The sequence below is a fragment of the Paracoccus onchidii genome (genome assembly GCF_028294535.1).
Lineage (GTDB): Bacteria > Pseudomonadota > Alphaproteobacteria > Rhodobacterales > Rhodobacteraceae > Paracoccus > Paracoccus onchidii.
Genome location: NZ_JAQBIE010000010.1, coordinates 10,413 through 25,006, shown reverse-complemented (window position 1 = coordinate 25,006; position 14,594 = coordinate 10,413). Strand labels below are relative to the sequence as shown.

Genomic DNA, 14,594 nt, shown 5'->3' with positions numbered 1-14,594 from the left:
GCTATCCTTTTTCTCGAGGGGAAAACACTATCCAACCTTGATGCCAACGCAGCAAGGTCGTCAACAGACACGCTGTCGCAAAACAGGATGCGATCACGGCGAACCGTTCTGGCCAAAGGCACATCGCGACAAAAACGACGATCGTCTCGAACCCTTCGGTCAATCCCCCCAGATAATAGATCCCCTTGGTCGGATAATGGCTGGTCGTCAACTTGCGACGTTCGGCAATTGCCGCAAAGGCCAGAAAGGATGATCCGGTTCCGACAAATGCCGCAATCAAGATCGCTGCCGGCAGCGCATTCGCAGCAGGGTCGTCAATCGCGAACCCCAAAGGCACCAATGCGTAGAATACGAAATCCAACGCGATGTCCAGAAATGCCCCTCGGTCCGTTGGCGATCCCGCGCGGGCCACCGCGCCATCGACACCATCGAACAGACGGTTCGCCAGTATCAGCCCGGCCCCCAGAAATGTTTGCCCCATCGCGATCGCGACAAAGGCAAACACCCCAATTGCGAACCCGACCAACGACACCCAATCCGCCCGGATGCCGCGCTTTTTCAGGCTGACGCCCACAGGGCGCAGAACTGCCCGCTGAAGTGGAAGGATCTTGGCGTCTATCACCCCCGCCTCCACGCATGAAAACGCGCAAGAATCGCAAGCAAGGTCGGATTGACATTGTTACGCCGCCATTCACCTGCAACCTGCTTATTCGCCTCGGCCATGGTCGGATAGATATGGATGGTGCCAAGGATCTTGTTTAACCCGATGCCATGCTTCATGGCCAACACGAATTCCGCGATCAGTTCCCCTGCCTGATGCCCAACGATGGTCACCCCCAGAATCCGATCCTTGCCCTTCGCCGTCAAGACCTTGACGAATCCGGTTGCACCGCCATCGGCAATGGCACGATCGAGGTCATCCAGACCGTATCGCGTCACATCGACCTCGACCCCTTGCTCTGCGGCCTGAGTCTCGGACAGACCGACACGGGCGACTTGCGGGGATGTAAATGTCGCCCAGGGGATGACACGGTAATCGGCTTTGAACCGCTTGAGATTGCCAAACAGGGCGTTGACGGCGGCAAACCACGCCTGATGGCTGGCTGTATGCGTGAATTGAAATGGTCCGGCAACGTCACCTGCGGCAAGAATATTCGGATAGACCGTTTCCAGATATTCATTCGTCTCAACGACGCGTGAAACCTCGACCCCCAACTCTTCCAGGCCAAAGCCCTTCAGTCGAGGTGCGCGGCCGACAGCCACGATGATTTCGTCGAACGGAATACGCTTTTCGTCCGGTCCCATACCGACCGCTATCCATTTCCGACCGTCAGGATCGATTCCCGCCGATGTTGCCGTCTGCCCCAGCAAAATCTCGATTCCGTCCTGTTGAAACGCATCGCGCACAAGATCCGAAACCTCGGGATCCTCCTTGGCAAGCAGCCGGTCACCCGCCTCGATCTGGGTCACATGAGAACCAAGGCGCGCAAATGCCTGGGCAAGCTCTGAACCGATAGGACCTCCGCCCAGCACGACCATGCGTTCGGGCGCGTGATCTCGGTTGCGCAAACTCTGCCACATATTGTCCGATGTCAGCGGCCCGACCCGATCCAGCCCCGGAATATCCGGGACGACGGCCTGAGCACCGGTCGCGATGATCAGGGATCGCGCAGTAAGCCGTCGCGTGCCGCCGTCATGCAATGCGATCTCGACCGTCCAAGGATCGATGATTCGGGCGTATCCACGCAGAACTTCGACGCCCAGCTTTTCGTATCTCTCGACGCTGTCATGCGGTGCGATGGCGGCGATGACCGCATGCACCCGGTCGATGACTTTCCGAAACGGCACGACCGGCTCGGTCGGTGACAAACCATAGCAATCAGCATTGCGCATTTCATGTGCAAGTTCTGCACTGCGAATCAATGCCTTGGACGGCACGCAACCGGTGTTCAGACAATCACCCCCCATCTCGCCAGCTTCCACCAGGGTCACCTTCGCCTTTGTGGCCGCAGCAATATAGGCCGATACAAGACCTGCCGCGCCCGCCCCGATCACGATCAGATTGCGGTCAAAACCGGTGGGTGGTTTATGTCCCGCATATATACGCCGCCGTTGAAGCCGCTTTTGGATCAGGCGCAGGACCCAAGGAAAAACAGCCAACAGCGCGAAGGATAGGAACACCTCGGGTGACAGGATGCCCGACAGGCTTTCCAGTTGCCCGATTTGTGTTCCGGCATTCACGTATAGCGCCGTTGCAGGTAGCATCCCGATCTGGCTGACTGCATAGAAACGCAACGCCGGAATCCTGGTCAGCCCCATCAACAGATTGATGATAAAAAACGGAAAGACCGGCACGAGGCGCAAAGAGAACAGGTAAAATGCACCGTCCCGATCCAGCCCTTGCTTGATGGCCTTGGCGCGCTCACCCAATTTTGCCTGCACCCAATCCCGAAGCAGATAGCGCGAGGCCAGAAAAGCAAGGCTGGCACCTATACTTGCGGCGAAAGAAACCAGAAGCAGCCCGTATCCGAACCCGAACAGGGCCCCTGCCCCCAGCGTCAACCACAGAGCAATCGGCAATGACAGCGCGGCAACTGCGACATAAGCAAGGAAATAGGAAACCCATGCCGTCATGGGATTGGCGTCAATGGTGCTGCGTAGATTGCTAATCTGAAGCCGAAGCCAATCCAGCCCCAGTTGGTCGGTCGGCAATACAAGCCAGGCCGATGCAACAGCAGCGACGAGGAGAATGAATATAAACGGGCGCAACACGGGCCAAGATCCTTCCTGCGATTGATGAGGCCGCACGACGAATGCAGCGCAATACCCGCCTGTTCGCAAAAACGCGCGCCATTGTTACATGCCCGTCAGATCCCTCTGGCAATGACCCGCACTACGGAAACCGTGCCATCCATACGTCGCAACGCCATCTGCAACCGTTTCAGAAGATGCGTCCGCACATAGGCCGCATGAAACTTGCTTGGGGCGAGCAGTGTCTGGCAATCATCCTCGATGCCGCCGTCAGCCAGACTGGCGATCCAGGCATCGAACAGCGCGGGGTCTTCACCAGCCAGATAGTCGCGTGCCGCGCCCCATAGACCATTTGCCTGAACTGGCGTGGCCCTGCGAATCGGAACCACCTTGGTGTCGACAGCCTCGGGCGTTCCGCCAATCCGTGACGCGAAATCCTCGCCGATATTGGGCCAGACCGGTTTGGTGTCCAGCATGATCCGCTCGATATCCAGTCCGTGCATGGCGACGCGCCCACGCACCCCTGCCCGCTTCAACTCCAGCCAGCCCAGGCTGCGCAACCGTGCCATATCCCGTTTGACGGTACGTTCATCGACGGACCACAAGCGCGCGATTTCCCGTTGCCCCATGGTCAATTCGTTGCGCTGCCAGTTGTATCGTGTGGTAATCAACGACATCAGACGCATGATCAATCGTTGACGATGCTGATCCCCGGCCAGCGCATATGCCATCATCGCTGACAGCAAGTCATATTTCTTGGCTGCGGCCTCACGACCGACAGGTCTAAGAACCTGCATCACTGCTCCTGCTTGCCGGGGTTCCGGCTATCTGCCCATCTTGCCGCTTGAGCGGCTTGTTGCCTGGAAATGTGCCCCGGTCTCTGCCGATATGCTTTCAAGAGCGGCCATCCCAAACGCTTTTTGCCTCTGGTTTGGCATTAGCGTCCTAAATGCCGATTCTGTCAAGGGCTTTTGCCTCGCCAGTTAGACAGCACTTTGTATCAACTATGAAAATGGGTATTAATGGTAAAGGGTGACATCTTGAGCGTCACCTTATTGGCCGCAAATGTCACCCTATTCGTTCGCCGTCTGGTTCGCGTGACACCTTAATGGCCGACTTTCGCGATTTTGCGTGCCCGCATTCGCCTTGGCACCATTTCCGAAGGTAAGCCCTGCATTTGCTGCCAAAAGCGTCGGCCTAACCGCGTTTCCCTTTCCATTAAAAACTCATTTTGCCAAAAGCGCAAATTGCGCGTAAAAGCAAGAACAGCAGTAATCAACGTCCTTGAATGCAGGCATATCATGTACACTCACGAAGATCTCGCGCGGCTGCAGTCGCAATCCCTGAAGATGCAAGGGTGGATTCGCCGACAGACATTTAGCCCGGCGAACGAGAAGACCTTGCGTCGGTTTTCCAGCTGGGAGGTCTCGGAGCTTATATTCCGGATCAATCAGTCGACCTTTCGGGGCAAGCTGGCCGCGGATCCGAATCTTCCCCTCGGGGAAGTTGAAGAAGATGGCCGGCAGCGGTGGTTCTCGCTTGATGAGATCAATGAACTTCGTCGCAGGATCCGGGTTGGCAAGCGTAGTCTGCTTCCCGAGCGACCGGCCGGCAAGCGGGCCTTCCGTGCCGCGATCGCCAATTTCAAGGGCGGTGCCGGAAAGTCGACCGTCGCCCTGCATTTTGCGCATGCCGCGGCATTGGATGGCTATCGGGTGCTGGTGGTTGATTTCGACCCGCAGGCCACGCTTTCGCACTCGATGGGGCTGACCGATGTGGGTGAAGATCACACGGTTTGGGGGATCATGGCTCGCGATCTCGAGCGCGAGACCGATCGCATGAATGCGGCGGCGGCCGGCGCAGAGTCGGGTACCGCCCTGCCCCAACGCAAGCTTCCGGCATCGATCCGGGATATGGGCTTGGGAACGCTGCGTCCGGCTGATTTCATCAAACCGACCGCGTGGCCGACAATAGATATAGTGCCCAGTTGTGCGAACGCGGCCTTTGTCGAGTTCGCAAGCGCGCAATATCGGCATCTTAATCCAGAGTGGACGTTTTTCGGCGCCGTCTCGCGGTTTCTGGACGGATTGGCGGATGATGCTTATGACTTGATCTTGTTCGATTGCCCCCCCGCCATTGGGTATCAGTCCATGAACGCGGTGTTCGCGGCTGATATGCTATATATTCCTTCGGGGCCTGGTTACTGGGAGTATGATTCAACCACTAGCTTTATCGGACAGTTGTCCGAAGCGCTTGAAGATCTGTCGCATGGTTTTGAAAACTTCCCCACGGGGAAGATTGCACTCCCGAAGGCTTTTCAGGACATTCGCTTTCTGATGACACGCTATGAGCCTTCCAATGAATTGCACCAGGCGATGTTGAACGCGTTTCGTCAGGTGTTCGGGGATCGGATGGCCGAGCACCCTGTGGAAATGACCCGCGCTGTTGAGCAGTCAGGCCGCTTCCTAAGTTCGATCTACGAGATAGACTATCGTGAAATGACGCGTGGCACCTGGCGCCGTGCCCGCGCGACCTTTGATCAGGCCTATGAAGAATTCAAGATGTCCTTTCTACAGGCGTGGATTCAATTGGAGGATGAAGCATGAGCAAGAAGAGGCGCATGTTTGATATTGAGGTTCCACAGGATGAACCCGAGAACTTCCCCGCAGGGAAGATGGACGAAAAAGAGACCCGGCGCGGTCCAATGGCAACAGCAATCGCTGAAACCGTCGAATCCAGCCGCGACCGTGCGCGCATCGAGGCGCAAATTCGGGCTGAAAACGATGCCCTGGCGCAAGAGCATGTCCGGCTCAAGCGCGCAGGATTGATTACCGATCTTATCGCGCTGGACGCGATCGACGCCGATAAACTGATCCGGGACCGCGGGGCAGGGGTCGATGAAGACCTCCCCGAGTTGATCCGCTCTATTCGTGATATAGGGTTGTCCAACCCAGTTCGCGTCGAGCCGTCATCCAATGGTAGATACGAGCTGATCCAAGGTTGGCGCAGGCTTTCAGCCTATCGCGCTTTGCTTCAGGAAACAGGTGACGAAGCGCGCTGGGGCAGAATTCCTGCCGGGATCTCGGCAAAAGGCGATCAACTGGAGCAGTTGTATCGGCGTATGGTGGACGAAAATCTTGTGCGTAAGGACATCTCGTTTGCAGAGATGGCCCAGCTTGCGCTGCAATACGCTGCGGACCCCGGTACTGAAACTGACGAACCTGAAAAGGCTGTTGCGTCCCTTTTTAAATCTGCGGGCTATCAGAAGCGAACATATATCCGTCACTTCATCACGGTTATGAGGGCATTGGGCGCATCTCTTCGATTTTCACAAGAAATCCCACGCGCATTGGGCTTGGCCTTGGCGCAACGTATCTCTGATACGCCTAGCGCTGTGCCCGCAATAGTCTCCGAGTTGGATGCACATGAAGACCGTTCGGCAAAAGAAGAACTGGATATTCTGCGAGGTTATGCAGGGCAGGGGGCAGAACCCGTAAAAGGTCGTAAGTCCGCCGCGCGACCGACAGCAAGCAAGGCAAAAACAACGTTTCAGGTTGCTCGACCGGAAGGGAGCGCGAAATGTACTGCTGCGAATGGAAGGTTGGAAATTCGATTGCCCAAAGACTTTTCAACCATAGACCGACGGCGTCTAGAGTTGGCTGTCGCGGAGCTGTTGCAGCAGATTGATTGACCTTCCCCACGGGGAAGATACTGGAATGTGAAGATGTCAAATATAGCTCACCCCCGGTAATCGCGATTACCGGGGGTGAGCTATACGCAATGACAGGTCGGATGATTTGGCTCTTATTTAGCGCCGTCAGAACGTTTCGCCGGCACCCAGCGAATACCTCGTGCCGAAAACAACGATCGACAGAGGCCCTTTGGCCAAACTCTTGTTGCGTTGGTCCACAGCACGGTTTGCAGCCTGGAGCTTATTGATCGCAAGTGCGAAGATTTTCAGTCTGCAGGACGAGGTCAACCATTAGACCAATCTGAGCAAAAGCGCTTTTCCGGTACTACTATAAGGCCCCTTGCTTTTGCTTTGGCCGTGATCCTGAAGTTTTCTTCCGCAGTCGCTCGGGTGTTTCCGTCCTGTAACCGTCGGAAGGTTTCACATTGTCGTTTGGATAATATGCAAAACTAGACTATTTTGCACATATGAATGCAAAGAGCACTTCTTTTACGGACAATTTTCTAATGCCTTCCGCTACCACCCAGTCGGACGAAGATACTGCAGATGAGGCTCTTTGGTTTCTGCCGGGGCCGATGGAGGAAGAACCGGATTATCTTCTGCCCGGGCCGCGGGCGGAACCTTCCGAAACCTCTGTCATCAACGATTGGGCGAAGGCAGAGGGGGGGCACGCTGCGCGTCTGGCAAGGGTTGCCGGGCGCCTTGGTGCGCTGGATGACCGGCTGGGTCGCGGCGCGGAAGGCTGGCGGCACAGACTGGCATTGATCGAAGCGGCGGATCTCAGTTGGTTCGCAGGTGATCGGGTGAGCACCGATCGTCTGGCCCTATGGGTGTCGATGCGTCTGTCCGGTGTTCAGGATGATACAAATTCCCTGGCCCGGATCGGTTGGGTCGTTCGGCGCCTGACCGGCGGTGCGGCGCCGATGGTCGATCTGGCGGCATTTCTGGACCGCCGCGACCCTGAGAATATCGAAGACAGCGCCGAGCGTTTCGAAGATCGTGCCGGCGGATGGCAAGGCGTCATGGCTGCGGCGACGGGGCTTCACCCGATCACGCGGGCCTGCTTGGGGTTTCATCTTTGGAACCTTGCGGGGCTGGGGCAATACGGCGATCAGATTGAATCAGCCGTCACCGCGAGCAGAATTGCGGCCAGCGAAGGGAACGGTGCCGTCTTCGCGCCGCTGGCCATGGGCGGGGCAGGGGGGCTGCGCGGCTCCGGCTTGCCGCCAGAGCGTCTTGCCCGTTGGCTGGATGGAATGGACAACGCCATTCTGACGGCGATGCGTCATCTGGATAGCGTCGAGGCATGGAATGCCCGGGCCGCGGGGGTCATGTCTCGACTGTCGGGTCGCACGCCGACCGTGCTGCGCTCGGTGCTGACTGGGTGGCCTTTGGTCTCGGCCCCAATGGCGGAAACCTTGACAGGCGCAAGTCGCGCGGCTGTGCAGCGAAACCTCGCCTGGATGGAGGAACATGGGCTCGTCCGAGAAGTCACACAGCAGGGGCGCTTTCGAATGTGGCGGATCACGGATTAGACGTCCAGTCTCGTTGCTGCAGTTCTTCGCAACAGGGCTAGCAGTTGGTGTTTCTGTAGATTGTCGAGATCCGGCCGCTTCTGGCCTCACGCAATCAAGCAGTAAGTTCCTCATTTGATTTGTGCATCAACGCCAATCCCCAAGTGCTGCGCCATTTTGAGCCAATGCCCGTTTGACGTGACTTCGCAGTCGCAAGGAGGTCGGCTTCCCGCTTGATCGGGGCGGAACTGCGAAATGTTCCCTTGCAGATCGGGCTCTGCGCATTGCAGCATGCATTTGATGTCCTTGCTGGATGCGCAAGACGGAACCGATGCTCAGATTTCTGAAACCAAAGCTGCTCCAGAACCTGCAGACCCTTCGGCGGGTCAGCCGTATCCTGTGGGTGCGGGTTGCGTTGATTACCGCGCTGTCGGTGCTGGCGGCGCTCTTGGCGCAGCCGTTGGACGGCCTGCTTCCCAGCAGTTCGAAGGATCGCTTCTCGCAATCGTCCACGCTGCCCATTCTGACTATTCTGGCCAGCGGGATGCTGTCGGTGGCGACATTTTCGCTGGGGGTGATGGTGGCGTCGCATCGGACGCTTGCCGACCAGTCGACGCCCCGCATTCACAGATTGCTGGTCGAGGACACGTCCACCCAGTCGATGTTGGCCACCTTCATTGGCGCATTCGTGTTCTCGCTCTGCGGGATCATCCTGTTTCGTGCGCAATATTACAGCGACGGCGCTGCGGTCATCGTTTTTGCCGCGACCGTTTTCGTTGTTGGTGCGGTTGTGATTTCGCTGATCCGGTGGATCGGACAGCTGACGCGGATCGGTTCCATGGAATATGCACTTGATCGCGCCGAAGCGGCCGCGCAAGAGGCGCTTTGGAACATGCAGCGATATCCGTGTCTCGGCGGCATCGCCTGGAGCGGCCGGGGCGAGTCGGTCCCGGACATGGCGGCGTTTCGCAGCCCTGAATCCGGGTTTCTGTGCCGTGTCGACATGAAGAAGCTGCAATCCCTTGCCGATGAGGGCGACACCAGAATCTATGTGAAGGCAATACCCGGCGATCGGCTCTTGCGGGGGGAAGTCTTGGGCTGGACGGCCGACCATCTTGCGGCTGAAGGACTGGCTGAATGCTTTGCAATCGAATCCAGCCGGTCGGTCGACCATGATCCACAATATGCGCTGACCATCCTGCGAGAGGCGGGCTCAAAGGCCCTGTCGCCCGGGATCAACGATCAGGGGACAGCGCTCGAGGTTGTCGCCCGGCTCGAACGGCTCTTGTGGAGCAAGGGCGAGGCGGATGACAGGGAAGACCCGCTTTACCGCTCGGTCTATATCCCCGCATCGGATTATACTGGGCTGTCGATCTGCGCGTTCCGGATCCTTGCACGTGATGGCGCGTCTAGCATCGAGGTTCTGCTGGCTTTGACCAATGCCATCTCACGGTTGTCGACGCGCGCTGATGTTCTTGACCGCGAAACGGCGACCGCATTACTTCAGGACATCCACGACTATGGCAATACCGGTCTCAGCACCCGGCGCGAGAAAGACCGGCTGGGGAGTGCTTTGAAGGAAGCTGGTCTTGAGGCGGGATGACCATCGCAAAGATCCCGGACACTGACCCAAATCAGCAAGGCCGGTGATCCTGTGCGCCCTGATCGGAATGCACCGTGACCCGGTTCATGGGTTTACGCCGCCACACGGCCATCAGCCAGTTCCGTGCTCATCCGCGATTGGGCCGACCAGCCGACCACGCGGCGAGGGAACAGGTCGATGACGACGCAGAGGGATAGCCAGCCTTCGTGGGTTTGCCGCCATAGCGGCCGGGACGGCGCCTGCAACCGATCTGCGCGGCGATCCCGGCCAGCGACGCAAGCCGCGCAACCCGGTTCTCGGAAATGCTCGGCGGCCGGCACACCGCCCTCCATCTGCCGCAGCACGCCCATGATCCGGGCCTCGGTGAATCGTGTCTTCGTCATCGGAATCTCCTCGTTCATCCTGCCGAGAAAATTCTACTTCCGCATCCCATTAAGATCGGGGGGATTACCAAAGGAGCATCTACACATGGCTTCTTAACCTACGGCGGAAAATCTCAGCACGCGGCTGAAGATCACCCTTACCCTTCGAACAGAGAGCCGCTTAACATAAACAAATGGCCGGAACAAAACCGGTGAGGATTTATCAGACTACGGTATAGACTGAAAACTTAACGAGCCTCGCGCCCCGTGTCCCAAATCATTTGACGGCGGACAGTTGCAATCTACCCATGCGATGCCAGCAGGCGATCTGCCAACAGTGCGGCCGAGGTGCGGTTGTCTACGCCCAGCTTGACGTAGATCTGTTCGAGATGCTTGTTCACCGTGCGCGCGCTCAGTGTCAGGATGTCGGCGATGTCGCGATTGGCCTTACCCTGCGACAGCCAGAAGAGGACTTCGGATTCGCGCGCCGTCAGCCCGAAATTTTCGGCAAGATGTGCCTCGGGGGCTGCGCGCGGTCCGGTTTCGATCCGGATCAGCAGGTCGCCGCCAGCTGTGCGACCCGAATAGTACAGCTCCACTGATCCTATCGTCAAGGAAGGGGCCCGTGACACAGGCTGATCCGGCAGATGGCGCAGCCAAGTCATCACCTCGGCAGAGGGCGCACCATCCTGCATCAGAATGCCCGAACCGGACATGCAGCCAAGAGCGGCGGGCGACCCCCAGGCGATCCGGCCCGCGACGTCCATCGCGACCAGCGAGCGGTTCTGTGTGTCGAAGGCGTCGCGCAGATCGCGCATCTGGCGGGCGTTCAGGATATGGGTCGTTACACGGGCGATAAGTTCGTCGATCTTTACGGGCTTGGTGACGTAATCCACGCCACCGGCCTGCAGGCCGCGGCGGACATCCTGGGAACCGGTGAGGCCGGTCATGAAAATGATCGGCGCATCGGTCATTACGGGGGCGGACTTCATGCGGCGGCATGTCTCGAACCCATCCATCACGGGCATCATGGCATCCAGAAGGATCACGTCTGGATCGACCCGCTGCAGCAAGTCCAAGGCACGCTGCCCGTCGCGCGCAACGATGACCGTGGTGCCGCTTTCCTCCAGCGCCGCAGAGACCATGCCGACGGAACCGGGATCGTCGTCCACGATCAGTGCCATCGAGGCGATCGCCGTGTCACTTTGGATCATGCGTTTATCCACTTTGTCACCGTCTTTTCGATTTCCGTCAGGTCATACTTCTCGAGATGTCCGCGCAATGTCCGGATCCTGTCGGAAGGTCCGCCATGGTCACCTTCGATCCGGTCCAGATGCGCGGCGACGCCGCGGGCATGACCGATCCGTGCGCTGGACAGCAATGCCTCCAGATCGGCGGCACTGATGGCAGGGGCGGTACTGGCCGGCGCGACCGGGCGGTCATGGATCAGTTCAAGCCGCAGCAGGCTGGCGATGGTTTCCAGCATGTCGGTCAGCGTGTAAGGCTTGACCAGGAATCCGTCATGGACCCGCATGTCGGCATTGACCGGCCCCGCCTCGAGCGCATGCCCCGTGCACATGAGGATCGGTGTTGTCCGATGGGCGTTGCCGCGCAACCAAAGTGCAAAGCTCCAGCCGTCCTCGGCCGGCATGTCCACATCCAGCACGAAAAGATCCGGTGAGATATCTCCCAGCATCGACCGGGCCGCACTCGTGTTTGCGGCACCTACGACATTGAAGCCTAGCGGCGCGAAGAAGCTGTCGAAAAGGTTCAGGTGGTGCAGATCGTCATCAACGATCATCAGGGTGCGGCGTCTGCCAGCATAACCGGTAGGGCGGATCTCTTCGTCCAGATCGGCCTGTCGCCCCGGCCGAGCGGCGTGGTCGGGGACCGATGGCAGCATGATGCGCACGCGGAAGCTGCTGCCGCGACCGGGCGTGCTCTCTGCGGTGATCTCTCCTCCCAGAATATCGACGAGCAGCTTCGTGATGGTCAGGCCCAAGCCAGAGCCGCCGGGATGTTGGTCGCCGCCGCGTTCGAAAGGACGCCAGATCCGCTCCATCTGTTCGGGCGCGATGCCTTGCCCGGTATCGGTCACTGTGATGGTGGCAACCTCGTTGCGATATGAAAAGGACAGCTCGACCGAGCCTTGCGCCGTGTAGCGCACAGCGTTCGTCATAAGGTTGATAAGGATCTGGCGCAGTCGCTTTTCATCGGACATTACCCAGACGGGCATGCTTCCGCTGGTGGCGATCGACAGGTTTAGCCCCTTTTCGGCAGCCTGTTGTCGAAAAAGTGACCCGATCTGGTTCAGAAATCCGGGCAGGTTGATACGCTCGCGGGTCACTTCGATCTGGCCGACTTCGATCTTTGAGATGTCCAGCAATCCCTCGATCAATCCAGCCAGATGCTCGGATGACCTGCGGATCGTGCGGACCGCTTCGCGACGGCGGGGTGGAATGTCGGGGTCAGCCTCGACGATCTGGGCAAAGCCGAAGATGGCGTTAAGGGGTGTGCGTATTTCGTGGCTTAGTCCGGCAAGATAGCGGGTCTTGGCGGTATTTGCGGCCTCGGCCTGTTCCTTGGCAGCCTGAAGCGCCAGATCGGTGCGTTTGTGCGCGCGGATTTCCTGAAGCAAGCGCAGGGTCTGGCGGTCAGCCTCGTCACGGGCGTTGCGGCGGCTTTCGCGGCCAAGGATGAGCATCCAGATCCCGACACCGATCAGCACCACCGCCCCGCAGAACAATGCGCCCAGAATTGCGCCGTAACCCGGGGACATGCGCGCGCGATACAGGAAGGTTAGTACCAAAGCCAAGGCTGCGACTGCTGCGGAGAAGCAAACCGAAAAGATACCCGCACGCGAGACGAGGTACCGCGCGACGGGAGCGGGCATGATCAGTTCGATGGCATTGCGGATCGTCGCGGGCGCACGGCCCTGAGGTTTGCAACGATCCCCGCATCCGCCTTCCAGCGAACAGCAGAGTGAACAGATCTGTCCTTCGATAAAGGGGCAGGTCGCCATGTCTTGCGCTTCAAACAGGTAACCGCAAGTGTCACAGGCATGTTCTCCGGCTGCGAATTTGGCGGGCTTTCGGGCAATATAGAACCGCCCATGGCTGACCCACGCGATCAGCGGTGCCAGAATGATCGCTGCTATCAGCGATACGAAAGCTGAAAGTCCCACTGCCACATGACCCAATATTCCACTGCTTGCCATCAATCCAAGGATGACAGCCCCCAACATTGAACCCAGCCCGACAGGGTTCAGGTCATGAAGATAGGCCCTGCGAAATTCGATCCCGGCGGGGCTGAAGCCGAGTGGTTTATTGATCACGAGATCAGCGAATATGGCCCCGATCCAGGCAAGCGCGACGGTTGAATAGAAGCTGAGCGTTGCTTCGATGGCGTGGAAGACGCCAAACTGCATCAAGAGAAACGCGATGGCTACGTTGAACACCAGCCAGACCACGCGGCCCGGATGCGCGTGGGTCAGTCGGGAAAAGAAATTCGACCAGGCGATCGACCCTGCATAGGCATTCGTCACGTTGATCTTCAGCTGGCAAAGCAGGATGAAGATGCCGGTGACGGCCAGTGCAGCGCCTCCGTCACCCAGTGTCAGGTCAAAAGCCACGAAATAGAGATGCGCGGGATCGGTCAGATCGCCGACCGCCGTTCCGGCAGAGATGGCCAGTACTGCCAGGAACGCCCCAGCGATCATTTTCAGTCCGCCAATGACAGCCCAGCCGGGTCCAGCCGCGACAACTGCAGCCCACCAGCCAATCCGTTGACGGCGCGTCTTGGGCGCAGGCAGGAAACGCAGGAAATCGACCTGCTCTCCGATCTGTGCGATCAAGGATAACCCCACCGCCGATGCAGCGCCGAAAGACAGAAGCGTCAGTTCAGCCTTGCCGTCCAGCCCACGGAACTGCGTCCATTCGGCGTCGCCCAGGCCCATCGTCGCTATCAGGACAAACGGCATCGTGTTCAGCGCCAGCCATGGGATCTGGGTCCAGGCCTGAAAACGCGAAATGCGCGAGAAGCCATGCGCTACCAGCGGGATCACCACTATCGCAGATGCAATGTAACCCGCCCAGAGCGGAATACCGAAACAGAACTGCAATGCCAGCGCCAGGATCGCTGCTTCGAGCGCGAAGAAGATGAACGTGAAGCTTGCGTAGATAAGCGATGTCAGGGTCGAGCCAAGATAGCCGAATCCCGCGCCCCGTGTCAGCAAGTCGATATCAACACCATATCGCGCGGCATAATAGGCAATCGGCAGGCCCGTTATGAACAGTACCGCACAGACAGCCGCAATGGCGGAAGCCGCAGTCGCGAAACCAAAGCCTAAAGTCAGCGCCGCGCCGATCGCCTCGAGTGCCAGAAAAGAGATCGACCCGAGGGCGGCATTCGCGACCCACCCCGACGACCATCGCCGCGCGCGATGCGCGGTGAAGCGAAGGGCGAAATCCTCCATGGTCTCGTCAGCGACCAGACGGTGATATTCGCGCTTGGCTGTGGTCGCGTGCAGCAATGTACTCATTCTGACGGCCCCTTTTTCACGCAAGAAGCCGACTGGCCGGCCGATGTCTTTCTGGTTCGGGGATCGGGATAAGGGGAAATTCGACGCATTCATATACGTCATTCGACGTATTCCGCGACGTCGGTTCGCAGGA

The 14,594-nt window shown here is 58.6% G+C and carries 9 protein-coding genes and 1 pseudogene; 4 read left to right on the top strand and 6 right to left on the bottom strand.

The annotated features are described in order from the left end of the window. Nucleotide 1: 1 nt before the first annotated feature. The 3 genes from PAF17_RS08965 to PAF17_RS08955 all read right to left on the bottom strand — a co-directional run bounded on the left by PAF17_RS08965 (nt 2) and on the right by PAF17_RS08955 (nt 3,548). On the bottom strand, nt 2–622 hold the full coding sequence (locus tag PAF17_RS08965; RefSeq protein WP_271888767.1) for a CDP-alcohol phosphatidyltransferase family protein: 621 nt from the start codon (nt 620–622) through the stop codon (nt 2–4). Next, the gene (locus PAF17_RS08960; RefSeq protein ID WP_271888766.1) at nt 619–2,772 is read right to left on the bottom strand and encodes an FAD-dependent oxidoreductase; all 2,154 of its coding nucleotides are present in this window, start codon (nt 2,770–2,772) and stop codon (nt 619–621) included. The genes PAF17_RS08965 and PAF17_RS08960 overlap by 4 nt, the downstream gene beginning before the upstream one ends. Before the next feature lie 95 nt (nt 2,773–2,867). After that, entirely contained in the window at nt 2,868–3,548 is a 681-nt protein-coding gene (locus tag PAF17_RS08955) for a hypothetical protein (RefSeq protein ID WP_271888765.1), read from the bottom strand. Between the two features lie 504 nt (nt 3,549–4,052). Between PAF17_RS08955 and PAF17_RS08950 the strand changes: the two genes are divergently transcribed. The 4 genes from PAF17_RS08950 to PAF17_RS08935 all read left to right on the top strand — a co-directional run bounded on the left by PAF17_RS08950 (nt 4,053) and on the right by PAF17_RS08935 (nt 9,559). Continuing rightward, nucleotides 4,053–5,357 (top strand): AAA family ATPase, encoded by a 1,305-nt coding sequence (locus PAF17_RS08950; RefSeq protein ID WP_271888904.1) that lies wholly within the window; start codon nt 4,053–4,055, stop codon nt 5,355–5,357. After that, nucleotides 5,354–6,442, top strand: coding sequence for a ParB/RepB/Spo0J family partition protein (locus PAF17_RS08945; RefSeq protein ID WP_271888764.1), 1,089 nt, complete (start codon nt 5,354–5,356; stop codon nt 6,440–6,442). The genes PAF17_RS08950 and PAF17_RS08945 overlap by 4 nt, the downstream gene beginning before the upstream one ends. Before the next feature lie 506 nt (nt 6,443–6,948). Next, nucleotides 6,949–7,977: a hypothetical protein gene (locus tag PAF17_RS08940; protein WP_271888763.1), complete on the top strand. Its 1,029-nt coding sequence runs from the start codon at nt 6,949–6,951 to the stop codon at nt 7,975–7,977. Nucleotides 7,978–8,287: 310 nt separating this feature from the next. Continuing rightward, nucleotides 8,288–9,559 carry a DUF2254 domain-containing protein gene (locus PAF17_RS08935; RefSeq protein ID WP_271888762.1) on the top strand — a complete coding sequence of 424 codons (1,272 nt, stop codon included), beginning with the start codon at nt 8,288–8,290 and terminating at the stop codon, nt 9,557–9,559. A gap of 49 nt (nt 9,560–9,608) precedes the next feature. Here the strand turns inward: PAF17_RS08935 and PAF17_RS08930 are convergent. From PAF17_RS08930 to PAF17_RS08920, 3 genes and pseudogenes are all read right to left on the bottom strand, one after another. Next, nucleotides 9,609–9,854: pseudogene (locus tag PAF17_RS08930) on the bottom strand (DDE-type integrase/transposase/recombinase); the annotation flags it as partial. 369 nt (nt 9,855–10,223) lie between these two features. After that, on the bottom strand, nt 10,224–11,135 hold the full coding sequence (locus PAF17_RS08925; protein WP_271888761.1) for a response regulator transcription factor: 912 nt from the start codon (nt 11,133–11,135) through the stop codon (nt 10,224–10,226). After that, nucleotides 11,132–14,461, bottom strand: coding sequence for a hybrid sensor histidine kinase/response regulator (locus PAF17_RS08920; protein WP_271888760.1), 3,330 nt, complete (start codon nt 14,459–14,461; stop codon nt 11,132–11,134). Before PAF17_RS08920 ends, PAF17_RS08925 begins: the two co-directional genes overlap by 4 nt. Between the last annotated feature and the right edge of the window lie 133 nt (nt 14,462–14,594).